24 protein-coding genes are annotated in these 23,487 nt (G+C 52.7%); 9 read left to right on the top strand and 15 right to left on the bottom strand.

Annotated elements, in window-relative coordinates:
• Positions 1-17: 17 nt before the first annotated feature.
• The 4 genes from ABJG22_RS03365 to ABJG22_RS03350 form a co-directional block, all read right to left on the bottom strand.
• The gene (locus ABJG22_RS03365) at positions 18-968 is read right to left on the bottom strand and encodes a hypothetical protein (protein WP_348018839.1); all 951 of its coding nucleotides are present in this window, start codon (positions 966-968) and stop codon (positions 18-20) included.
• On the bottom strand, positions 961-3,594 hold the full coding sequence (locus ABJG22_RS03360; RefSeq protein ID WP_348018838.1) for a fimbria/pilus outer membrane usher protein: 2,634 nt from the start codon (positions 3,592-3,594) through the stop codon (positions 961-963). The genes ABJG22_RS03365 and ABJG22_RS03360 overlap by 8 nt, the downstream gene beginning before the upstream one ends.
• Before the next feature lie 15 nt (positions 3,595-3,609).
• Positions 3,610-4,374 carry a fimbria/pilus periplasmic chaperone gene (locus tag ABJG22_RS03355; protein ID WP_348018837.1) on the bottom strand — a complete coding sequence of 255 codons (765 nt, stop codon included), beginning with the start codon at positions 4,372-4,374 and terminating at the stop codon, positions 3,610-3,612.
• Between the two features lie 84 nt (positions 4,375-4,458).
• A complete protein-coding gene (locus ABJG22_RS03350) occupies positions 4,459-4,986 on the bottom strand; it encodes a hypothetical protein (RefSeq protein ID WP_348018836.1) in 528 nt (175 codons plus the stop codon).
• A 1,185-nt stretch (positions 4,987-6,171) separates the two neighbouring features.
• Here ABJG22_RS03350 and ABJG22_RS03345 point away from each other — a divergent pair.
• The gene (locus ABJG22_RS03345; RefSeq protein ID WP_348018835.1) at positions 6,172-6,576 is read left to right on the top strand and encodes an MAPEG family protein; all 405 of its coding nucleotides are present in this window, start codon (positions 6,172-6,174) and stop codon (positions 6,574-6,576) included.
• Here the strand turns inward: ABJG22_RS03345 and ABJG22_RS03340 are convergent.
• Genes ABJG22_RS03340 through ABJG22_RS03330 form a run of 3 tightly spaced genes read right to left on the bottom strand, consistent with a single transcriptional unit; the run spans position 6,573 to position 9,339 of the window.
• Positions 6,573-6,767, bottom strand: coding sequence for a DUF2783 domain-containing protein (locus tag ABJG22_RS03340; RefSeq protein ID WP_348018834.1), 195 nt, complete (start codon positions 6,765-6,767; stop codon positions 6,573-6,575). The two genes, ABJG22_RS03345 and ABJG22_RS03340, sit on opposite strands and share 4 nt — an antisense overlap.
• Entirely contained in the window at positions 6,764-8,368 is a 1,605-nt protein-coding gene (locus ABJG22_RS03335; RefSeq protein ID WP_348018833.1) for an FAD-dependent oxidoreductase, read from the bottom strand. The genes ABJG22_RS03340 and ABJG22_RS03335 overlap by 4 nt, the downstream gene beginning before the upstream one ends.
• A gap of 11 nt (positions 8,369-8,379) precedes the next feature.
• On the bottom strand, positions 8,380-9,339 hold the full coding sequence (locus ABJG22_RS03330) for an MBL fold metallo-hydrolase (protein WP_348018832.1): 960 nt from the start codon (positions 9,337-9,339) through the stop codon (positions 8,380-8,382).
• Positions 9,340-9,474: 135 nt separating this feature from the next.
• On the opposite strand from ABJG22_RS03330, the gene ABJG22_RS03325 reads away from it, so the two are divergent.
• Entirely contained in the window at positions 9,475-10,218 is a 744-nt protein-coding gene (locus ABJG22_RS03325; protein WP_348018831.1) for a LuxR C-terminal-related transcriptional regulator, read from the top strand.
• 179 nt (positions 10,219-10,397) lie between these two features.
• On the opposite strand, the gene ABJG22_RS03320 is transcribed toward ABJG22_RS03325, so the two are convergent.
• Together ABJG22_RS03320 and ABJG22_RS03315 are read right to left on the bottom strand one after the other, a co-directional pair.
• The gene (locus tag ABJG22_RS03320) at positions 10,398-11,012 is read right to left on the bottom strand and encodes a hypothetical protein (RefSeq protein WP_348018830.1); all 615 of its coding nucleotides are present in this window, start codon (positions 11,010-11,012) and stop codon (positions 10,398-10,400) included.
• Between the two features lie 451 nt (positions 11,013-11,463).
• The gene (locus tag ABJG22_RS03315; protein WP_348018829.1) at positions 11,464-12,063 is read right to left on the bottom strand and encodes a TetR/AcrR family transcriptional regulator; all 600 of its coding nucleotides are present in this window, start codon (positions 12,061-12,063) and stop codon (positions 11,464-11,466) included.
• Positions 12,064-12,176: 113 nt separating this feature from the next.
• Between ABJG22_RS03315 and ABJG22_RS03310 the strand changes: the two genes are divergently transcribed.
• From ABJG22_RS03310 to ABJG22_RS03295, 4 genes are all read left to right on the top strand, one after another.
• Complete coding sequence (locus ABJG22_RS03310) at positions 12,177-13,046, top strand: alpha/beta hydrolase (protein WP_348018828.1); 870 nt, start codon at positions 12,177-12,179, stop codon at positions 13,044-13,046.
• Positions 13,043-13,441 (top strand): hypothetical protein, encoded by a 399-nt coding sequence (locus ABJG22_RS03305; protein WP_348018827.1) that lies wholly within the window; start codon positions 13,043-13,045, stop codon positions 13,439-13,441. The genes ABJG22_RS03310 and ABJG22_RS03305 overlap by 4 nt, the downstream gene beginning before the upstream one ends.
• 123 nt (positions 13,442-13,564) lie before the next feature.
• Positions 13,565-14,017: a DUF4442 domain-containing protein gene (locus ABJG22_RS03300; protein WP_348018826.1), complete on the top strand. Its 453-nt coding sequence runs from the start codon at positions 13,565-13,567 to the stop codon at positions 14,015-14,017.
• An 83-nt stretch (positions 14,018-14,100) separates the two neighbouring features.
• Positions 14,101-14,490 carry a PaaI family thioesterase gene (locus ABJG22_RS03295; protein ID WP_348018825.1) on the top strand — a complete coding sequence of 130 codons (390 nt, stop codon included), beginning with the start codon at positions 14,101-14,103 and terminating at the stop codon, positions 14,488-14,490.
• Between the two features lie 30 nt (positions 14,491-14,520).
• On the opposite strand, the gene ABJG22_RS03290 is transcribed toward ABJG22_RS03295, so the two are convergent.
• Complete coding sequence (locus ABJG22_RS03290) at positions 14,521-14,970, bottom strand: hypothetical protein (RefSeq protein ID WP_348018824.1); 450 nt, start codon at positions 14,968-14,970, stop codon at positions 14,521-14,523.
• A gap of 246 nt (positions 14,971-15,216) precedes the next feature.
• Positions 15,217-16,167 (bottom strand): XdhC family protein, encoded by a 951-nt coding sequence (locus ABJG22_RS03285; RefSeq protein WP_348018823.1) that lies wholly within the window; start codon positions 16,165-16,167, stop codon positions 15,217-15,219.
• Positions 16,168-16,445: 278 nt separating this feature from the next.
• Between ABJG22_RS03285 and ABJG22_RS03280 the strand changes: the two genes are divergently transcribed.
• The 3 genes from ABJG22_RS03280 (at position 16,446) to ABJG22_RS03270 (ending at position 19,482) form a co-directional block, all read left to right on the top strand.
• Positions 16,446-17,375 carry a VOC family protein gene (locus ABJG22_RS03280; RefSeq protein ID WP_348018822.1) on the top strand — a complete coding sequence of 310 codons (930 nt, stop codon included), beginning with the start codon at positions 16,446-16,448 and terminating at the stop codon, positions 17,373-17,375.
• Between the two features lie 63 nt (positions 17,376-17,438).
• The gene (locus ABJG22_RS03275) at positions 17,439-18,470 is read left to right on the top strand and encodes a fumarylacetoacetate hydrolase family protein (RefSeq protein WP_348018821.1); all 1,032 of its coding nucleotides are present in this window, start codon (positions 17,439-17,441) and stop codon (positions 18,468-18,470) included.
• An 88-nt stretch (positions 18,471-18,558) separates the two neighbouring features.
• Entirely contained in the window at positions 18,559-19,482 is a 924-nt protein-coding gene (locus ABJG22_RS03270) for a LysR family transcriptional regulator (RefSeq protein ID WP_348018820.1), read from the top strand.
• A gap of 12 nt (positions 19,483-19,494) precedes the next feature.
• On the opposite strand, the gene ABJG22_RS03265 is transcribed toward ABJG22_RS03270, so the two are convergent.
• From ABJG22_RS03265 to ABJG22_RS03250, 4 genes are all read right to left on the bottom strand, one after another.
• A complete protein-coding gene (locus ABJG22_RS03265) occupies positions 19,495-20,556 on the bottom strand; it encodes an amidohydrolase family protein (protein WP_348018819.1) in 1,062 nt (353 codons plus the stop codon).
• Positions 20,553-21,620: an aromatic ring-hydroxylating dioxygenase subunit alpha gene (locus ABJG22_RS03260; RefSeq protein ID WP_348018818.1), complete on the bottom strand. Its 1,068-nt coding sequence runs from the start codon at positions 21,618-21,620 to the stop codon at positions 20,553-20,555. The genes ABJG22_RS03265 and ABJG22_RS03260 overlap by 4 nt, the downstream gene beginning before the upstream one ends.
• A 124-nt stretch (positions 21,621-21,744) precedes the next feature.
• Positions 21,745-22,719: a fumarylacetoacetate hydrolase family protein gene (locus ABJG22_RS03255; RefSeq protein WP_348018817.1), complete on the bottom strand. Its 975-nt coding sequence runs from the start codon at positions 22,717-22,719 to the stop codon at positions 21,745-21,747.
• A gap of 94 nt (positions 22,720-22,813) precedes the next feature.
• Complete coding sequence (locus ABJG22_RS03250) at positions 22,814-23,383, bottom strand: cupin domain-containing protein (protein WP_348018816.1); 570 nt, start codon at positions 23,381-23,383, stop codon at positions 22,814-22,816.
• Positions 23,384-23,487: the final 104 nt, after the last annotated feature.

Below are 23,487 nucleotides of genomic sequence, written 5' to 3'. Positions count from 1 at the left end.
ACGGCCAAGCGACCCAATCATTCGGCCGTGAAGGTCACCGTCAACGCATCACTATATTCGCCCGCAGCCGGCAGTCCGACGGGAGCAGGCACCGCTATCTCTAGTGGCACGGCCCGCTCCGTCCGGCTGGAGCCATAGTTGAGCCGGCTCGACGACGCCGCCGCGGAAAGATCGATATCCTCACCCTTGAAGGCCAGATTATAGGCAATGCCCGGTGCGCCGGCATGATGTGCCAACTTGCCCCGATTGGCAGACTGGAAAGTGACGGATACATCCGCATTGCTCATGATATTGAAATCAACCGCGGTCCGGGTGGCGCGGGACAGATCGCCCAGATCGATGGACGTTTCCCGAATGCCTTGCGGGAAATCGTCCGAACGGATTTTCAGGACCGAAGCAACCGGAGCCAAAATTACCAGCGGTGCCTCCGCAACCAGATCCTCAATGCCGTCATCGGCGCGAAACAGCCGCACCATCACCTGCCCGCTATAGGTTCCACCCCTCACAATTTGATGGGCCGGGATCGAGACAAATAAGGTTGCCCCCTGAGCGCCGCCGCCTGCCGAAAACTGGCCGGCAATTCGCGATGTTTCCGTGCCTTGAAAATCGGTGCTGAGAAATGATGGTCCACTCGAGGTTTTGAGAATGTCATAATAGAGCGGTTCACCCGGACCACTCAGAACATTCTCGCCGCCGCCGGACACCGGCGCTGCGGTTAGAAAGAAACGACAAGCCGCCCCTCGGTGGCGGACCGACAGGGCCACGGTTTCAAACGACTCTGCGTCGTCAAACACCTCATAGCCCCGGCCATAAAGGCCCCGCCAATCGACGCTATTGTCCACCGTGAGTTCCAATGCGCACGGATCATTCGTAAGCATCATATCGCCTTGCGCAAAGCCAGGTGTGCTGTGGAACAGCAGGCTTGCTCCGGTCAAATAGATGAAACGTTTCAAGTGCAGACTAGTCATCTTTCTCTCCTTCCGCTTCGAAATCCAGATCATATGCCAAAATGGCTTTCAGTTCATATATCCCGGTGACATCTTCCGGGATGGCGACAGCTTCCGTCGCCGTTTGTCCATCAGCTGTGACGGTGATGTCATAAGTTCGTCCGGCTTCGACCCCTTCGAGGAAAAACCGTCCCTTGGCATTGGTGAAGATTTGGACCGTCTCGGCATCTTCCCCGACAAGCGACGCATCGCGGGCCAGTCCGGTTACAAATATCAGAGGATCGCCATCGCGGTCCACCATATTGCCGACAAGGGAGACATTCCGGGCGCTGCCGACTTCAAGATTATAGCCGCTGCGATAGCCCGGATTGACCGAAAACACCTGGCCGCCCAGCGAGGTTCCGGCGGGTGCATCGGGCGCATCGACCTGCAGCGACCGGTTGAAATAAGGCGTTATAGTGGTCACGACAGCGGGACCCAACGCCCCGCTATAGGCAGAATAGCTCGTGTTGCTCGAACCGAATCCGGTTCGGGGCTCGACGGCAATTTGATAGTCGCCGGCTTTCTCATTGGCTTTGAAAATGGCAAAACTGTTACGGACAGGGCGGCTGATTGCGAACTGACCGTCCGCCATGACCAACGCCGACCCGAATGTCACTTCGGTACGCAGATCCCGATCGCGCGCACTGAAATAATTGCTGGCGGTCTGCTGAACCGACGCTTCAAACCGGTTGCCCATATAAGACGCCCGACCGAACTGGCGATCAGCACCATCGCGCCGCTCGGCACCCGCGCTAAAGCCGAAGCTATTGGCACCCACAGACGCAAGCCGGTTATATTCGACCCGCGCCACATTATTTTCGGTCGTATAAGATGACGTCAGCGAAGACCGTCCCAGCGGGATAGACAAAGCCACCCGGAAGACAGGACCACTGCCTTCGTCGCTCCTGCGATATTCCGCGCTGGCCGATATCGAACCGAAATCAAATTGGTGCGAATAGTTGGCACCGGCATAATAGCTGTCCCGTTGGCCGTTGCGAAATTCGTCATAACCGCCAAAAAACTGCAACCGGCCTTCGGGAGAGATTTTCTGACCAATCCGGAACCGGGCCTGTTTCGAAATGAACGACCCGGAGAAAATCTGATTCAGCGTCCGGTAATTCTCGCCGGTCAATATCAACGACGCATCGACGGATCGATCGCGCACCACGTCCGCATCGCGCCAACGATATTGCAGAGAAATCTGGCTATGCTCCGGCTTCGGATCGCGGATATTGGTGGAGGAGCTAACGCCAAACGTGCCTATCGGCGAGGCCCATACCATTTCTGCACCCAGCAGATCAAAATAGCGGTCTCCTTCCCAGTTTACCCCGACGGTGAGCGCAGAAGAAAGACCGTAACGCAGATAGGCGGTCCCGTTGTAATTATTGTCATCATAACGGCGCAGTCCATTATCGTCCCGATAAGGCAATCCCATATTGGCCGCAAAATCGATCAGGCCAGGAGCCAGCAGCTCGAGATCATAAAAGGCCGGATAGGAACGCAGTTCCGTCTCTCCGCTGGCGTAGGTAATCCGTAACTCAATGTCATTGCCCGCCGAGGGTATCAGCGGAAAGTCCCGCAGATTATATCGGCCGCTGCGCAAGTCATAGGTTCTGACCGGCGCTCCGTTCAACAGAACCTCGACCCGCGCCGGCCGGTCCAGTTCAAATGACTGTTCGGGCGAGGGGCGAATGTTGAGATAGGGATCGATATTATAATTTCGAAAGGCCGATATCCCGGCAATGCGTGGCGCGTTTTGAAATGGCCTGCGGCCGACGCTAAGGTCTCCGACCTCGTAGCGGATCAGGCTATCACGGTCGTCATAGGTGAGCCGCGCGTCGCCACGGGAAAACTTCCTGTCACGGCTGTCATCATAGCGCAGTTCCAGCTCTGCCGCGACACCGTGAACATTGACCGCAAAGTCCATGTCGGCGACAAAACGCGAGAAGCCCTTGTCCAGAAAGCGGGAATCTTCGACGATCGTGGTCCCCGCCCGCACCGAGGCATATGCGGAAAAATCGCTTTGCTCGGCCAGTTCAATATTCGTACGATTCCGCAAAGATCGCAGATTCAAATTTCTGACGGTACGGATGGTTGCAGGCACCTCAATCCGCAGCACCAGCTGGGTATTATCAAACTCGACCTGCAATCCCAATTCACGCAACTGGTCAAATCTTACGCTCTCGCTGCCCTTGGCAAGCGACCGCAACAAATCAACGCTGTCATCAACGACAATCGGAGCCAGAACCGTGCTCACGAAATCGGCTTCGACCGATCCGGGCTGACCGCCACTGTCCGGGGTCACCAGATATTCGCCAACATTAATGCCTTCGATCAGCACCGCATAGACATCTTGGCCAAGCGCAGGACGGTCCTTGCCGAAAACCTGCTTGAAGATATCATCAATCGAGCCTTCGGGCTGCCTAGGGGGCTGTTCTTCGACCGGGACATCAGCGCTAGGCTCATCAACATTGGGTCCATCTACATTGGGCACTTCCGCGCTTTCGCTCTCGTCGACTGGCACAGCGGCCTGTGCGACGCTGCCGGCAAAAATCGTCGCGGCTAGTGCAAAGCAAGAGGTCCGGTTGAGAAAAGAAACACGCATGACGGCCAATATGGTCTAGTTAAAAACCGTGTAGGCGGTGCGCAATTCACCGTCGACCGGACCAGGTGCTAACCCGTCTGGCCACGGCAGGCGAACCACCCTCTCATTGCCAACCAGAATATTCAAATTGGTCAGATTGGCCATCTGCTCACCTTCCAATGTAACCGGCGTACCGCCATTTTTCGGACTCACGACCAGGATCGGATTATCGAGGATGGCACGCCGCGTTCCGTCACTCAGAACCTTTAGCTCCAACCACGTCTCGCCATTCTCGTCCTTGACCGGCGCAATGGCAGTCAGGCGTGCGGAGGGCTTGGACTGGGGAGGAACCACATATAGCGCGGCTTCATAGCGATAGTTCATGCTGACATTGACAGACACGTCATCCTTTTTTTCGTCTCGGAATTTGATCGGCAACTGGCTTGAGACCAGACGGAAGGCGATTTCCTTGTCAGGCGCGGGCTCACCGATCCAGCGGACCTTGAAGCTCTGGCTGGCCTTGGGGGCAATCACCATCTGCGGCGGTGTAATGATCAAATCATCATCTTCCGGAGCGCGGTTCTCTGTTCCATCGGGGTTTTGAGCGCGCGTATAGGCACGCACTTCAATCGCGATCGGCACATCATGGGTGTTGGTCAGCACCACCGATTGAGTGGCACCGGCCCCAGTGGGCGCAAGCTGGATAACAATCGGCTTCATGTCGTAGCTAAAGGCGGGTGTAAGCGCGACGAGCATTGCCGCAGTCACAAAAAGAGCCACCAGTTTTAAAAAATTGGACATCTGAATTTCCTCCACCGAAAGTAAAACAAGTGGCCGGAGCGCCAACTGCACGCCGGCCACTTGATCTTATTTAGAACAAACCGATTAGTAGTTTGCTGCGAGCGTGATGGTCAGCTCGTCTTCATAGGTGCCGGCAACGGCATATTCGCTGATGCTATCAAAGCTCAGGTCGAGGTTGCCGGTCCGTGTGCCGCCATTGAGCAGGATGTTGGCCCAGTCATTGTCGGTAACGATCACAACTGGTGTTCCTTGCATGGACGCCGAGTTTGTCGTCGTCGCACCAATGCCTATGCCCAGGAAGCTCGCTTCAACATCATAGTCGATGTTAACAGCGCCACCGCTTTCCTGATGCTCCATACCGCCATTGGCTGATTCCAGCGAAACGGTATATGGCGAGTTGCAGCTATAGACGATGGTCAGCGAACCCTGGTTGCCAGTGTTCAGCATATCCACAGCAAAGCTTCCGCTGCCTTCAGGAATCAGTTCACAGTTACTGTCAACCGAACCACTCAAGCCCAGCACGTAGGATTCGCTATCCTGCGCAGCGGCAGGTGTAGCGATCATCAGTGCTGGAACGGCAACTGCTGCAGCTAGTTTTACAAAGTTTTTCATTTCAATTCTCCGTTTTGTGGGGAACATCCCCGATTGCGCGATTTCCACCGTGAAAACCGCTCTTAACGGCCGGAAAATACAGCAGCATCGACCGGCCTCGAATGCTGCCGACGGGAATTTGGGAGTTGGAGAAAGGCGTTCAGCCGCGAATCAGAGCAACAATCGTTGCCTAAGTCCGGCCACCCTGCTAAAATTAGTAGGGTGAGCTTGTCTCACAGTTCGGTCAGTGTTCCCGTGAACCTGTCCGTTCGGCCTGCCAGCGATTTGACACTAATCATGGTCGCTGGTGGGCCCCCTTTTCTTGAAAACACGGTCACCCGGTTTCCAAAAAACTCATCTAATGATTGGGCCTATCCCTTCTTTCGCCTGATGTGCGAGATTTCAGAATGGAGGGGGTTGGGCTATTGTGAACCAGAAAGTGGCGGCGGGTCGCAAATGCACGTCCACTTCCTGGATCAACAGGTCGGCTCGGTTGATTCAATTCAGGCAGCACTCGTGCTGCGCGAGCCAGACGCATTTTCATATTTGTTACCGCATGAACAGCGCATTTGGATATTTTCCAAACAATCCTATCCGAATATACGGTCGCTCCATTGAATGGGAGCGGGTGAAAAATTTCAGTCGACACTGCAAGTCTCCCCAGCATGCATTTTTCAGCACGCCTCCTGTAAACCTGCGACCCCTTTTACAAATCTATTGTCGATACAAAGAAGGCTCAACAATAGGTTCCTGATTCCTGTTAAAGTTAATACCTAATTCATCCTGTCCATTGATCATCCACAAAACATATGTCTTGGCAAGTAAATCAAAAGCCGTGTTTTACTATGCTGATAGACAATGTTACAAAATTCTCTTTTGAATCAATGAAGAAAGTCCAGCATTGGGACATTTTCTTTCGGTAATTTGGTATCTTCTATTAATATATAGATGTCGAATCCATACAATTTTCGTTAATTTTATTGGTTAACTCCAATGAGATGACGGCAAATTTAACACCCGAGTCGCATTCGGCTTGAGACCTTATTGCTTTCGGTTTTCGGCACCCGGATTCACCCCATGATCGGAGCAGCGAAAAGAGCGCAGATCGACAGCACCCGACATGATCGGTGAGACAGAAGCGCCGCGCCTCTGAAATTTGCCATTACGCCAAAATCGGTTAGGATATTCAAAACAGAGAGGAACATCATGACATTACCCGTAACCGGCCTCGCCGCCGCCATTTGCGCATTGCTGCTCATCTATTGCGCTTATGCGACCGTCAAAGTCCGCATCGCCAGCCAGATTGGCTTTGGTGACGGGGATAATCCCGATCTGCTCGCCGCCCGGCGCACCCATGCCAACCTGTCGGAACATGCGCCCATCTTTCTGATCATGCTCGGCCTTTTGGAAATGGCCAACGCGCATCATCCCACTATCACGATCATTGCAGCGATCTTCTTGGTCGGCCGTGTCCTGCACGTCATCGGCATGAAACAGCATCACAAAGGCGGCTCCCCGCGCTTTCGCCAAATCGGCGTGCTGACGACCTGGCTGACAACCATCGCGCTGGCACTGTGGATCGTCTATCTGTTCGTGACGCTGCACCTCTAACGGCGCTGCAGCTTCTCTATTAGATCCAGCACAATATCCGGATCGCCAACCTGGTTGATCAATGCAATGATCAGCTTGGCGTTTACTATGCGGCTGTCTTCTTCCGACAGGCCATCGTGCAAGGCGACAAGCTTTTCGTAAATATCATCGTGCCGGCTGAGTTTGATTTCGGTGGAGGCCTTGGTCATCATCCATTCCCAATTGCGCGTTGATAGGCGGCATCAATAGCCCCCGCCGATGCGTTTTTCCAGCGGGCCGCAACGACCTGGTCGGGTCGCACAAGATAGGTGGCGCCATCCAGGGCGTCATAGCGTTCGGCCGCCAACCGGCTATCGGTCTCGACGATGATCGGCAGATCACTCTGCGGCGGATTGGCTCCGAAATGGAGCAGTTTGAACGTGTCGCCCAACTGCTGCAGCAGCCAGCCATTGTTGCCGCCATCGCTGATCGGCGCATCGATGCAGGGGAAACCGGGTTGCGGGCCATTGCGCCACTCATCCCCATCGGCCGTCGATAGCGGGCTGTCATAATAAGGCGTCGGGGTCGATAGCCTTCCGGAATTGATGAACGGGCGGGCGAATTCATAGTCGCTCGACAGCTCTAATACCGCATCGCGAAAGGCTCTGGATTGATCATTTTTTGGAGTCATGAAGTCGGTGGAACGCGTGCTGTTCAGGATATTCTCGTCCGCGCCCATGACCCGTTCGAAATTATAGCTTTCCAGCAGCGCCTTCGGAGCCTCGCCGCGCAACAGCTTGTCCAGTTTCCACGCGATATTCTCCGCATCGGCGAAACCCCCATTGGCCCCGCGCGCGCCAAAGGGGGACAGCAGATGCGCGCTATCGCCGACGAAGATCACCGGACCATGGACAAAGCGATCCATGCGGCGGCACTGAAAACTGTAGACCGAATACCATTCCTGCTCGAACTGCACCCTGTCACCGAGCATGCCCCGCACATAGGGTTCGACATTTTCCGGCTTGATCACCGCGGCGCGATCGATGTCCGGACCGAGCTGGAAGTCCAGCCGCCAGACATGGTCGGGCTGTTTGTGCAGCAAGGCCGTGCCCTCGGGGCAGAAGGGTGGATCAAACCAGAACCAGCGCTCGCTAGGCCGCTGGTCCGCATCCGCACCGGTAAATTTGATATCGGCGATCAGAAAATTATCTTCAAAGACCCGCCCGTCAAAGCTGAGCCCCATGGCGTTGCGGATCGTGGAATTGGAGCCATCGCAGGCCAGCACATAGGCGGCCTCCATCTGGTAGGAACCGGCATCGCTCACGACATCCAGGGTCGCGCCCTCTGAATGCACGGCAATATCGACGATGGCATTGCCCCAGCGGATATCGACATTGTCCATCGCTTCCAGCGCGTCGATCAGATATTCTTCCACATAATATTGCTGTATATTCACAAAGCCGGGATTTTTCTGATGGCGAACCGGCAGCATATCAAATTGGTAAATCGGGTCCGGCTGATCCTTCCAGAACAGCTTGCCGACATTCCAGATCACGCCTTTGTCCAATACCCGCTCGCCAACGCCCAGCCGGTCCAATATGTCGAGACTCTGTTTCGCAAAGCAGATCGCCTTGGAACCCGAGGCGATAAAGTCGAATGCGGTCAGCAGCGTGACAGAATGGCCTTTGCGCGCCAAATCCAGGGCAGTTGCCAGACCGATCGGACCCGACCCGACAATGACAAAAGGATAGAGCCCCTGATCGCCGCCAGCAATTTCCGGCGCGACCACCGCCTGCTTCCGCTTATATTTCGGGATGTCTGCAAATCTGGTCATGCATCGCCCCTTCAGTCTTGCAGCTGATCCCAGACTTCGCGGTCGCGTTCCATCGTCCAGATGCGCGGCCAGTCGAGACCGTCCAGCTCATCCCAGAGCCGCTGGACATTGAAGGGCAGACAATGTTCAAAGATCGGCCAATGCCCGAATTTCGGGGCCAGCGCCTTGTGGGTAGCCTCAAACGCATCTTTCAGACTGCCCCCATTGCCATGGGCGGCGCCGACATGGGTGATCATGCCGTTCAAAAATTCGCGGGTTTGCTCGACCGCTGCATCGCACGCATCATTGCCGATGGCGACCGCGCCGCGACCGCCGACAAGATTTTCAGACCGAAAGGCTTTGACCTGATCGAGCGTATCGCTGGCCCAGTCCATATGGAAGGCGTCTCCGGTATAGAGCGCGGCTTGCGCCTCGACCAGATCACCGGCGAACAGGGTTTTCGACCGGTCATGCCAAACAACGATATCGCCAGCGGTATGACCGCGACCACAAAATTGCAGATCAAGATGCCCGCGATCCCCGCCCAGCTCGATCGTCATATGATCGTTGAACGTCAGATTGGGCCGCGTCAGACCGGGTATCTCTTCCGGTTCTTTGAACAGGCGAGGCATTCTGCCAAATTCGCTGTCCCAATCCTGCGTCCCGCGTTCGTTGATCAACCGCAACGTGGTATCGGACGTAATGATCGTTTCGGCATCAAAAGCGCTCGCACCCAAGACGCGCACCGCATGATAGTGGGTCAGCACCAAATATTTGATCGGCTTATCAGTATGCTCGCGCAATTTGACCAGCCAGTCGCGGGCGGCGGCGGGGGTGGCCCGTGCCTCTATGCAGACCAGAAAATCCTCTCCTTCAATAGCACCGACATTGGGGTCGCCCTCCGCCGTCAGCGCGTACACGCCGTCGCTCAGCACTTCCAATGTTTCGGTTTTTTCCGTCAGATCTTCCGAAGATGCAAAGGGTTTTGCCATCCGATATTCTCCTACCCAATATCCGCCGTGTCCCATGGGGCCGGGATCGCGACCGCGTTTATAGCATCTTCTTATCGTTGATCTGGACCAGCCCCTTGTCTATAGTTCTACATACAAAAAGAGATGGGAATAGCCATGACGATTGCATTGGCTCCGCCGCTGGATGCTGAAATTGGGGCACAGCTGGTCGAAGCGGTCGGGACCGATGATTTCGGCCGGCTTTTGCTATCGATCGCCGGAGAGATCGCCCATGTCGATGAACTGTTCGGCTATATTGTGGTCGACGGCCAAGAGCCGCGCTCCATCATATCAAACAGCCTGCTGGCCGGGGCCGATGAACGCGTCAAAAGCTATATGCACCATTTTTACCGGCATGATCCGGCGGTGCAACACATGGGCAAAATCAAAAAGGGCCATAGCTTCGTCCAGCGGATCGGCCTGAAAGATATCATCCCCTATGATTATCGCGAACATTGTTTCGCCAAACCGGGTTTTTCGGAAAAGCTCAGCTTTGGCTGGCGGGGTGCCGGCTATCTTCTGGTGCTCAGCTTTTACCGGATCCAGTCCTCCGATCAGGAGGTTCTGGGAAAATTGGCAAGCCTCGCCAATCTAACGCTCGCAATCATGGTCAAACGCCATGCACCAATTGACAAGCAAAGCTTTGTCGACACGATGGAAAGACGATTGCAACGCTCTTTTGCCGCCTTGACCCAACGCGAACGGCAAGTCTGCGCCCGATCCATCGCGGGCCATAGCGCCAAGAAAATCGGACTGGAATTGGGCCTCTCGGCAGGCTCCGTCCTCACCTATAGACAGCGCGCCTATCAACGATTTGATTTCAACCGGGCCAGTGATTTTCTACCCGCCTTGATCGATTGAAACCCATTGGGAAAACCAATTCAGAATCTATGTCGACAAAAAATAGGCGATGGACAGACAAGCCCGGCGCAGGTGTTGCTCCGGGCTTTTTGCTGTGTGCAATACTTGGCTTGATCGAAAACTATTCCCGCTGAGATTCAACCGACCGGTTACCAATGGCTGCTATATCCCGAAAGCGGTCATTCCAACTGATCGGCTGACTCATTCATTCTACGCCAACGTCGCCAAATCAAGAATACAGAAACCAGAATTGCAGACAGCCCGATTGCTCCATAAGCCATTGAAGCATCGAATGTATGTTCTACACGATGAGTTGCAGGGATCGTCTGAAGAACAGGGCCGGTTCTAGGAACCAGATTATCGTAAAGATCGATTGATTCCCCTTGCAAAATTCTACGCACATTTTCCGCGCTACCACTTGCATAAGGTAGCATGAAGGCGCCTGCGCAAGGCGCTTGAAATACTTGCAACAGGTCCGGGCGACGGCTTGGAAATATCGTTGCGCTCGAGCCTCGAAGTGGAAGGGAATTCTCGCCCGGAGCAACTACCGCGAACAATGCTGGGTCCGTGAGGTTCAGCTCTTCAGGCATTCCGAAAGTGGAATTCCACCAGTAGAGTTGGACGTCTCCCGCAATGTCGCCCTTTAGGCTCTCCTCAACGCGAACTTTGATCAAACCATAGTCTTCCAGCGTGCCTGGATTACTTGAAGAGACAATTTCGTAACTCAAAACGCTACCGCTGAAAATGGCGTCGGCTTGTCTAATGTCTTCCACCTCAAATTCCGCAAATTTCATGCACGCATCTGCAGTATGCGGTACCAAGACCAGCGCCGAAAAAAGACAGCTGCAGAGCCATTGTCGCAAGTTGGGCAAACTTATTTGCATTGAAAGTAGATCAGGCAATTTTACTACCTTACTTTGGGAAAGTAAGTTTAATTGAAAAGTACAAAGACCGCAATTGGATCGTTAGCGGAATTTCTGGTTGGATATTTTTGTGTCCGCTTTTGCGCGATAACGGACATTCGGGGCGTTCAAAATGACCAAATATTGCGGTAAGCACAGGCTGCCTCAACCGGGCCAGTGATTTTCTACCCGCCTCAATCGAAGACTGTTCCCGCTGTGATTCCCCCGACCGGTTGCCAATGGCTGCTAGATCCCGAAAGCGGACGTTAGGACACAGCAGTATCCCAAGAAAAATCGAGCGATTTTTCGCTTTGGTTCCAAAGTTCAACAGCATCGCCCTAGTCTAGGGTTGTGTCGGCTTAACCGAACGTAACCCCCGGACCATGCGCTTCACCGTCGCTTGCGCATGGGCAAGGGCCGTTGCTTGGTTTTTCGCCGTCGCGATGCCATGTGCCGCTTGGATGATGGCCCCCAAAACCGTTTGCGCGGCCAGATCCGCGTCGGGCTCGTCAATCACGCCCGCTGCGGACAATTCGCTCACAGCATTTCGCATGACACCAAAGGCATATTGGACTTCAATCTCTCGCCACTCGGCAAGGCCGATCACATTTGGCGCATCCTGAAAAACTATTCGTTGAATGTCGGGGCGGATACAAATCTCCAGTGTCACTGCAATACCCGACTCGAATGCATTCCATGGATCGCTTTGAGGTGGTAATTTTGCAACCTCGTCCAGTATTTCCTTTTCCAGAGATTCGGCCACTGCCTTGAAAAGTCCTCGTTTGTCGCCATAGTGATGGTAGATTGCGCCTGTGGTGACATCGGCTGTGTTGACGATCTCGGCCAGAGAAGCTCCAGCAAATCCCTCGCGCGCGAAGATATCGCGCGCAACATTTATAATGCGCGCCTGTGTTGATTCACTACGGCTTGTTCTTCCTGCCATTTATCTCCCAATCAGATTGGCTTCACCATCTATCTGTCAGCATAATTTAATTACGTCTATTGACATAACATAATTATGTTATGTAATTGAAGCGCGAGATAAGGAGATAACTTATGGCAAGCGAGATTGATTTTTCCGTCGATGCGCGCGCGCAGGTCAAAACATCATTTGGTTCGACGGCATTGGTCGATGTTGGAAGGGGACTTCCGACGGTTTTCATACATGGCGTCGGCCAGAGTGCATACTTCTGGCGCTATCAACTGGAAGCTTTCCAAGATCAACGCCGCTGCATTGCTGTGGATCTTATGGCGCATGGGTACACAGAAGCCCTTCCCGATACAGACGTAAGTTTTAGGGAACAGGCGAACATGATTCTCGCTGTGTTGGATGAGATGCATGTGGGGCGTTTTGACCTCGTTCTTAATGATAGCGGGGGTGCTGTTGGGCAAATCATGGCGGTCAATGCTCCAGACAGGGTCCGTTCAATTGTATTTTCCAACTGCGATGTTCATGATAATTGGCCGCCGGAAACTCTCAATGAAATTCGAACGGCAGCACAGGAAGGGAAATTCGCCGACCAGATCGGAAGTTTCCTCAACAATGTAGAAGGGTTTCACACAACAACAGCGCGGCTTCTTTACAACGATCCTACCTTTCCGACACCAGAAGCGCTTCAAGCCCATGTTGCTCCGATTGTCAGTTCACCGGAGCGCAAAGCAGCGTTCAATCGCTATGTCGGCATGCAGGATCATTTGCAGCTTGTTGAGATAGAAGATAAATTGCGTCAGCTTCAGATTCCAGCATGCATTGTCTGGGGAAATGCCGATCCATTCTTCCCGATTGAGTGGGCGAACTGGCTCTACGATGCGCTCCCGCTTGCACAAGATGTTATCGAACTGGATGGTTATATGCTCTTCCATCCGGAAGAGCATCACGATATTTTCAACAGCCACATAGGACGCTTTTGGAGCGGTTTGAAATGATAGCCATCGTCACAAATACAATATTAGCGATATTCGGACTGTTCTTTCTCTACACCGGTGTCATCAGTATTCGTGATCCGGTTGGTTTTGCGCGTTCGCTGTCGCTCGAGACAGTTGGGTGGTCGGGCCAAGTAGAGATAAAAGCGCAATATGGCGGTTTTTTTGTTGCTGCAGCGTTCAGCCAGTTCGCACCGCTAGTCGGAATGCTGAACACTCAGGCAGCTTTGGTTGTTTCATTGGTCATCTTTGGCGGTTTAATCTCAGGGCGTCTTGGCGCCTTAGTGGTGTCAGCGCGAGATGAGCCGCTAACATCGATGATTAAAAGCCTTTACTATATCGATGGTGCCGGAGCTTCCGCATCTCTAGCGCTGTTATTTGCGAATGGCGCTTTCTGATGACAGGTTTGACCAACGTCAAATCTTCTTAAGGTATGAAGTGCGGCCGATTGAAGCCCGATTTCATAAAGATAGTCAGGCGCTATAAATCCGTTAGAAATAGTGCGCTGTTAAGGAAAAAAGATGAACCCTTTTGATGTAATAAAATCACAGCTTTCCAAAACTGTTCCATATGCAGCCCACACGGGTATTGAATTGCTATCCGTAGCTGATGGTCGGGGTGAAGCGCTACTTCCGTCACAAGAAACAACCCTCAACCACATCGGTTCGCAGCATGCTGGCGCTCTGTTTACTCTTGGTGAAGCAGCCTCAGGTGCTGCAATGGCAGGAGGTTTTCTTTCCGTACTGATGACGGCACGCCCTGTGGCAGCCAATGCAAATATTCAATATTTAAAAGTTGCAAAAGGCCCCATCCGGGCATTCTCATCGGTCTCTCAACCAACTTCTAGCTTACTGAAAGTACTTGAGGAAGCCGGAAAAGTTCAATTCACTGTAGATGTATCCATGCGTGATTTAGAAGATATGGAAGTAGCAACCATGCAGGTGGATTGGCATGTTTCGAAAACGGCAACTTGATGAACTACACTCTATAGCGGATCCAATGCCTGCATAAATGCATCCCTTCAAGGACTGTGGACATCACAAGAGGAATTTTCAAAATGACGTCAAACCTAGCGAATTCAATGCCCTTTTCGAAGATGATGGGAGTCACAGTAACCAGCGCTACTCCAGACAAAATAACTGGCACACTGAAAGTGCGTGAGGACCTTTGCACAACGGGAGGGATTTTGCACGGAGGTGCCATCATGGCATTTGCGGATGCCCTCGGCGCAATCGGTGCGTTCTTAACATTGCCCGATGGATCAAATGGAACCACAACAATCGAGAGCAAAACCAATTTTTTGGGTCCTGCACCTATAGACAGTGTGATTGAGGCTGTCACAAAACCTGTAAAAACTGGCTCACGCCTATCAATTTGGCAAACCGATATTCGACAAGCGTCCGGCAAACAAATTGCTCTCGTTACGCAAACGCAACTTGTTTTGTAACTCTGTCAGCAACAAGCAGATTGAAGGCCATCATGTTGCACGTCGCCGATTTGATTTTGAATATTCAAACCGCCAGTGGCGTCCCTTAGATATATCTAAGGGTGCTCGACGGGAACGATCAAGGAATGGAGGGTTTTGCGCCATTGAAGTTGGCGTACCATAAATCGATAGATCCAATATATTGCAGCCGTTTAGGTGAGTTAGCAATTCGACGATTGGTCCGGGCAGAGGAAAGTCGTTAACCTGCTGATATGTGGCTAACAGCGCGCGTTTCAGTGGGGGAAAGATTGTGATATTGTAGGCGTGAGTTCCAATGTCTGGTCGATAGCCTGCCAAAAGCGCTCCACTATCCTCTTCCAACCACACTCCTGTTTTCGCGATATTGCTTGCCATCGCTGCAATTGGACTAAGAAAGTCCGGTAAAAGTGCTATTTGATTGGCGGCATCCTCCCAACTTAGCAGTGTTCTTTGCCAATCCATTCTACACTCCATCTTCTTTGATCGCCCAAACTATAATGTTGGCTGTTAAGATATGAAACGACCTAAGGCAACGACAGCAAGTGGGGCACCAATCAACCGAGAATTTCTATATCTCTAATGTCCGCTTTTGCGCCCAAAGCGGACATTCGGGGCATTTAAAATGATCAAATATTACTCTGAGCACAGGCTATCTCAACCGCTTCCTCAACCGGCGGCGCGGGGCGCTGGGCTCTGCATTTTTATCCGCTATGCCTTGCCGCCAAAAATCTTGTGATAGCTTTCCACCACCTCGGCCAAGGTCGACAAGGCCAAGGTTGCCGGATCGCGTGTCGACGGAATTAAACCGATTGGCGCGGACATGCGGGCCAGCGCTTCCCCGGAAACACCAATATCTTCCAGATATTTCTGCCGCAACGCGTGGGTTTTGCGGCTGCCCATAGCGCCGACATAGAAAGCAGACGTGGACAAGGCCTGCTTCATCAAATGCGCCTCCCAGTCATGATCATGAAAATAGAACACACAAGCAGTCCACGGATCAGGGTCAAGCAGCGGCGTCGCCTGCGGCGTTTTCAGCAGGTTGACGGTGCAGGCAAAGCTCTCAACGCTGTCGATCACGGCCTGGTCAGGCGATAACACCGTGCAATCGATGCCATAGCTGGCAGATAGCCTAGCCAGACTTTCGACGGATGGGCCATGTCCTAATATGACAAGCTTCGCGGCGGGAATATGATGGACGAGATATTGCGAATCAACACGCTCCACACCTATCTTGCTCGATATTTGCGCTTCGCAACGAATGTCTGCTTTTTCCCTATCGAGAATGATCGTCAACGGCTGGCGCTTTTCGGTCCGGTCAAAAACATCAAAAACCACCGCGCTATCAACAATCGGTGTGAAGAGCAGGTCAATACTGCCGCCACAGGGCAAACGGATATCAAGATAGGGGGAGTCCGCACCAAATCTTATTGCGCGCGGCCTTCCCTCTGCGATCACATCCAATGCCTCGGCCACCACCGCTGTCTCCACGCAACCGCCCGAAAAAGAACCGGACCATGATCCATCTTCCGCAACAGCCATATGCGTGCCCGGATTGCGCGTTGAGGCCCCCGTGACGGCGACCAGCGTAATCAAGACTATTTTCTGGTTCGCTTCCGCTTTTGATCGCAGAAAGCCGAAAATTGGCAAAATATTGTTCAAACGTGATGATCCCGCCGTTTACCCGAGTGGAAATTCCAGAATCTTCCATGCCTTAAACAGGCATAGCGGGCAATCGCCATCGAGCGAGACAGAGAAGAACCAATCGCACATTGGTCGCCCCAAAATACCAGATGCGGAAAGCGATATGGCCCGGAAATCAATTCGCAAAATAGCTGCTATTTTTGACAACAACTTGCATTCGGACGGCTGCGCATGGAATCCAGTAGTTGATAAAAAACAACGCTTTTGTGTGTCACAAAGCAGATAGAGAGAGAGCAATGCCAATCCGATCACTCCACCACGTTTCCTTCACCGTCCCCGACCTGGAAAAAACACGGCAATTCGCCGAAGATTTTGGTCTTCTGACGGTAGAAAAGAGCGACGATCATTTTGTCATGCAAACCGGTGGCGGCGACGCATGGTGTTATCAGGCTCATCGCGGAGACCGTGGCTTTTCCGGTCTGGGATTTCTGGTTGAGAGTGAGAGTGACTTAGAAGACGCCATCAAAAACCATGGCGCAAGCGCGATCCGCAAGCTGGAAACGCCGGGCGGCGGCCTTGCCGTGACCCTAACCAATCCGGAAGGCCTCAAGATCGATCTGGTATACGGCATCGACGGAGACACGCCGCAAGAAGTACATCCGGAACTCCGGCTCAACACGCCTGCATCTCGCACACGGTTCGGGGAGCCACAAAGCACGCGCCCGTTAGGTCCGGCTTCACTGTATCGTTTGGGGCATCTCGGCCTGTTCGTAAAAGACTATAAGACAAGCGCGGAATGGTTCGAAAAAACACTCGGCCTCAAGGTCAGCGATTCCATGCATATTCCCCACAACCCGGATAAAACGGTTGTTGCCTTTATGAGAATTGATCGTGGAGAACATTGGGTCGATCATCATGCGATCTTCTTGGCGCAGTCGGACAAAACCGACCTACACCATATCTCGTTTGAAGCGCAGGATTTCGAAGCACAGGCCCGCGCACATCGCTGGCTTCTGTCGAAAGGTTGGGAACCGAACTGGGGCATTGGTCGACACCCTCTGGGCTGCCACGTGTTCGATGTCTGGTTTGATCCTGACAGATATAGGTTCGAAACCTTCACCGACACGGATCTGCTAAATCACGACCATGAGACCGGCCATCATGACATCTCCAAGCACGAGATGGATGCCTGGAGTTCAGATCCACCGGAAAAATATTTTGAATAATCGCCCAAAAGGCCAGCCGCAGGGTGCACCAGCATCGCCGCGATATTAAACGAGGAATTATCGATGACCAATTTCAATCCCGCAACGGGCCTTGCAGAAGGCAGCTTCGGCATCGGCACCTATGAAAGCGCCGATGGCAAGCAATTTCCTGGCATCGTGCTTCCCGACGGCACCGTGTTCGACCTTTCGGACAGCTATCACGATACCCATGCCATTTTTGCAGATTGGGATCGTGCCGTAGACGGATTGAACGATCTGGCCGTCAAAAAAGGCAAGGCCGAATTGCGGTTTGAAGAGCTAAAGGCCCTGCCGGTCGTCGCGCACCCCAATATGATGTGCGCCGGTTCCAATTATCGTGCGCATGTCGCCGAGATGATGACGCATAACAAGTTTAATCAGGACAAGCGGGAGCCTGGCGAAAGCGACGAGTCATTCTATGCCCGCAATCTGGCCGAAGTGGACCGGCGCGCGAAAGAAGGCATGCCGTTTTTCTGGACCGGTCTGCACTCGTCCCTTTGCGGTGCGAATGATGACATCATTCTGCCGTTGATTGGTGAACATCCGGATTGGGAACTCGAATTCGGCGTGATCACAAAAAACACCGGGCGCTATCTAAATGCCGAAGAGGCTGATGATGTTATTGCGGCCTATGTCATGTGCAACGACATTGGCACGGTCGATGAATTTCGCCGCGCAGACGTCAAATTTGCCTATGACTGGATCAGCAAGCACCAGCCCAATTTCAAAACATTGGGCCCCTTTGCGGTTCCCAAAGAATTTGTGGATCGCAGCAAGGTCCAAATCAAACTGAAACTAAGCGGGCAAACCATGCAGGATTGGCCGATCAGCGACATGATCTTCCCGCCCGAAAAAATTCTTTCTTACGCATCGGAACGGATCAAGCTTACGCCGGGTGACCTTTTGATCACTGGCTCACCTCCGGGCAATGGCGCGTCTCATGGCAACAGGTGGATGCGGCCAGGAGACGTCGTAGAAAGTGAGATCACCTATCTCGGCCGCCAGGTGAACAATGTTGTTGCCGAAGAAACCGGTGGAAGAACGCCGAACTTTGGCCCTTTCATCACGGAATGGTAGGATAGAAGAAACATCCTACTCTGGTTGATATTTGATCAGAAGTTTCATGATTGCCGCATTCTGACATTGGTGTTAGCCTAGCCGCGCTATGCGTTTCGAAAAACTTGATCTTAATCTATTGGTCGTTCTGGATGCTTTGCTGGAGGAGCAGAGCGTGTCGGCTGCGGCTGAGCGACTCAATCTAAGCCAGTCTGGTGCCAGTGCGGCCTTAAGCAGATTGCGTGAATTTTTTGAAGACGACCTGCTCGTGTCTTCGGGACGCACAATGACGTGCACACCGCGGGGCGACGCCTTGATACAGCCGGTGAAGGAAGCGCTGGCACTGATCCGCGAAACCATATTGACGCCAGATGCGTTCGACCCTTCTGTATCCGACCGGACCATTTCTATCGCATCAATTGATGTCGTCGCACATGTCTTGCTAACCGAGGCTGTGAGCATCTTTTCCACTGAAGCACCGCATATGCGCTTCCAAGTGCTGCCGCTGACCGAAGAACCCGTCACCATGCTTCAGCGCGGCCAAACAGATATAATCATCGCGCTAGATTTTCTCGTCGATGCCAATTTGCCTAGCGAATTTTTATATGAAGAAGACTTTGTCGCTATCAGCTGGAACGAAAATCCGCATATCAAAGATGCATTGACGATGGAGCAATATAATCAGCTGGGCCATGTCTCCGTTCGTTTGAACCACAATGCACGGGGTTTCGATGAAACGGCTCTACGACGCATCGGGATTCATCGGAATATAGAAACTTTCGCGCCCAGCTTTGCATCGGTGCCGCGCTTCATTATCAAAACCAATCGCATCGCGACCATCCATCGGCATCTTGCCAATCAAATTAGCGATACGCTTCCGGTCACGATATTCGAACTACCGTTTGAGTTTCCCAAAGTTCGCGAAGTCGCACAATGGTCTGCCAAAAACACCAACGACGAGGCGGTCCGCTGGGTAGTACAGCGGCTACAGGAAATAGCAAAGAAGCTAGAGAACCAGACGGCAAACCCCTGACCTCACTATGGTCTAGTCGTGCTTTTGGACCTCTAGCCCCAGCAGGTCGGCCGCATTCAGGCCCAATATACGCGCTCTGTCTGTCTCGCTCAACTTGTCATGAAACGGCACTGGATCAGGCTCGGCCATATCGAAGGGATAGTCGGAACCCAAGCATAGCTTGTCCGCACCATGCGTTTTGACAAGGAAATCCAATTGGTCCTGATCAAATACCAGCGTGTCCAACCATATCTGCCGGAGATAGCTGGAAGGTTCGCGACTGATATGTTGCCGGCAATCTTCCCTCGCGCGATACGCATGATCCATGCGGCCCCAATAGCCCGGTAGATACCCACCACCATGCGCGACACAAAGCTTCAGTCCGGGATAACTATCCAGCACGCCGCCAAAGATGAGATGGCTTAGCGCGATAGAAGATTCCAGCGGATTGCCGATAATATTATCGAGATAATGTTCCGCCAGCCGCTCACCGTGGGAAAAGCCTAGAGGGTGCATGAACAACAGAACATCCAGTTCTTCGGCCGCGGCAAAAAACGGTCGCAAACGTTCTGCTGCCAGTTCTTCTCCATCAACGATCGTTCCAATCTCGACACCGCGGAGCCCCAAATCCTTCACACAGCGCCGCAACTCGGCAATGGCCATGTCCGTATTTTGAAGCGGCACTGTACCAAGGCCGGTTAGCCGGTCCGGGTGCCGACCGACAGCGTCGGCTATGCCGTCATTGATCGCCTGCGCTGCGTTGCGTCCGAGTTCGGGTGGAGCGAAATAATAATATTGTCCCGGCGAAGGGCTGATCGCCTGCATGTCCACGCCCAGCCGATCCATATCAGCGATCCGGTCATCGACACCATTTAGTTTTTTGCCGATTTCACCAAACATCGCTCCGTTCACCTTCATCGATGCCGGCGACATGAAGGCCATCGGATTGGGCGGGTTGGGAATTTCGGCACGGATCATTGCATCCGCCGCCGCGACATTCAAATGAGCGTGGATATCCACCACCAAATGCTTGCCGCGCTTTTCAACGGGGACGGGTTTCAGTTCATGACCGCATGTTGAAATAGTCTCGCTCATGCGTCTTGAGTGGCTTCGGCATCAAGCATCGCCTGGATCATCTTCCTGACCTTCACTGCACCAATGTCCGACTTAACCAGCAGCTCTTGCTGCAACTGTGCTGACGCGTCCAACCGCGTTTCAACGGCCTCGATGGCGACTTTATCTTGACCACGGATTTTCACATCGGAGTGGAATTGAAACTCGTCCAGAGCCTTGTCGCCAATACGGAAATCACGCGTGGAAAATCCGAAATAATGCACGGAATTCTCGGTTTCCGGTGTGATGCCGTGCAAAATGTGAATGGTGCCAAGTTCCGGTGGAACATTGGTGTCGCCATCAATGGATTGGATCGTACCAAGACCAGTCCGAATGAGTTCCGGTCCATAAACAGCGGTTGCATTTTCAACCCGCGCTTCACCTTCAAAGGCCGCATCTTTGCCGTAAATAAGCTCATGGAAAGGATTCCAATATAGTGGCATCTCCCGAACCACATTGAAAAACCCGTTCCGCTCTTCTTGAGTCAAAGTCGGGTCCTTCATGCCCTCGGCGCCTTTGATATGGTGATGCACATAAGGCAAATGGGTCAAGTCCATCAGATTATCGACCAGCAATTGTGGACGTCCCTTGATGCGACAATAATTGTAAGAGCTATCGTACCAACCGGGCTGATCTAGACCGAAATCCTCATAGGGCGGGATCAACGCCGGATCACAAAGATCCTGATCACCCATCCATATCCAGCATAATGTTCCACGTTCTTCGACGCGATAGGATGGCTGACAAAATCCGGAACCAGTTCCTTGCGAAGGGATATCTATGCACTTGCCGTTAAAGTCGAACTTGAATCCATGATAGCCGCATACAATAGCATCACCTTCCACCTTACCTTGCGCAAGCGGGAAATAGCGGTGCGGGCAGATCCCGTACATTGCAACCGCTGCACCTGCTTCGGTGCGATAGAAGACTACCGGCTTGCCCAATATAGTCCGTTCCATGGGCTCGCGTGTGATTTCATCGCTGAAGGCAGCGATATACCAACGGTTGCGGACCATCACCTGATCGGAAGAAAAAGGGTAAGCCAAGTCACTCTCCATTATTTTTATAGCCACCCCGTCAAAGCAGGGCGTTCAATTGGTTTTTTCAACTAGTAGCTGCTGACTCCAATCCATCAAAAACCTTTTAAGTCATAAGTCACATCAGGTGAATTCATAGACTAGCGCGAACAACTTTTTGATAGATCACACCAAAAGGTGAAGAGCCGTCAAGTCCGCGGCCTTCCATCCTTATCCGATCGCCAAAGGCCATGAATGGCGTTGTCGGGGCTCCCTTATCACGGATCATTTCAATCGCGCGGACTTCGGAAATACAACTGGAACCAACCTCAGCATAGTTGGGATTGGAAACGGTACCGGAACCAATGATTGTTCCAGCGACCAAGTCCCGGGTCAACGCGGCATGAGCCACCAATTCATGGAAACCAAAATCCATCGCGGCGCCATTGGCTGAACCAAATTTATTGCCGTTCCAGTCGATGTCGAGATCAAGACAGACGCGTCCATCTTTCCACCCTTCACCCAATTCATCTGGTGTCACGGCGAAAGGTGCCATCGAACAGGCCGGCTTTGCCTGAACCCAACCGAAACCGGTTTTCATCTCAATCGGTGCAATAGCACGTAGAGACCAGTCGTTGATCTGGACGATAAGCTTGATGTGCGCCATCGCATCTTCCGCTGACGTGCCCATTGGCACATGATCAACAATCACGCCAAATTCACCCTCGAAATCAATGCCATGTTCTGTCGATGGGAGCGTCACATCTTCGGTCGGGCCGAAAAACTTGTCCGACACCCCTTGGTACATAAGCGGTCTGTCGGAATCGATGGGATCTAGGCCAAATGCAATTTGCATAAGGTCGCCATGGGTTGAGAAAGCCGAACCGTCGAGCCACTGCCAACTGCGCGGCATCGGTGACGCCAGTTTGGACATATCCAATGAAGACCCATCACCGTTTGCAAGTTGATCGGATATCGCCAGCAATTGCTCGGCTATCCTATCCCAATTTTCAGCGGCGCCAAGCAGGTTGGACACCGGGTCCTCAATTTTCAAACAACGTTTGTGATCTTTGGAAACAGCAATCAACTGCCCATCCGGTCCATCCGCTTTCAAAGTAGCAAATATCATTTCATCGTCCTTTGTTAATAGGAAAACTGCCAGTGAAGCCAGTCACCCCTCATCACTTTATCCACGCCGTTTCCGCTAGACGGTGCGCCGCATATCAGCCCTGCAATTCTTCGGAATAGCTTCCGTCGATCAAAATGAACGCAATCCGGCAATTCTTATCGGTGCGATTGGCCCAACCATGATTGGTACCGCGCTGTACGATGATGTCACCCGCGCCAACGGTCGCTTCGCCTTCGTCCATGATCAAAACAAGCTCGCCTTCCAAAACGATCCCGTAATCGATGGTTTCGGTACGATGCATATGGGCGTGGCGCGATTCTGCGCCTTCGAAAGAAGAAGCATCCGCTGCTCCGATCTCGGCAAAATGCGCTTTCGCTTGTTCCGGAGTCATCTCATCCAAGCTATCGTCATCCGGTGGAATATCGAGAACCCGGATTCTGGTGCCATTCGACGGTGGAGCAAGAATGATACCCTCTTCCGGCGGTTCGCCAGAGGCCGGATCAATCGGAGCGGGCGTGGCACGGGTGTTCCAAACTTCGTAAAACATTGGCCCGGTATCTCCGCCGATCCTCTGAATGCGCGGAACAATGCCATCTTCCTGAATGATAGCTTGTCCATTGGCATTATGGCCAGTGACGACGCGTCGGATTGGTTTCTCATTCATAGCTTGGTTTCCTTCTTTGTTCGGTCATCAATCGTTTCCGACGATGGGAATATCATTGGATCAATTGTTTGGCTTTGGCGGCGCAAAATAACGGAGAGGCGGTG

The organism is Parasphingorhabdus sp. (assembly GCF_039939955.1).
Classification (GTDB): domain Bacteria; phylum Pseudomonadota; class Alphaproteobacteria; order Sphingomonadales; family Sphingomonadaceae; genus Parasphingorhabdus.
This window is presented reverse-complemented; position numbering and strand designations above follow the sequence as displayed.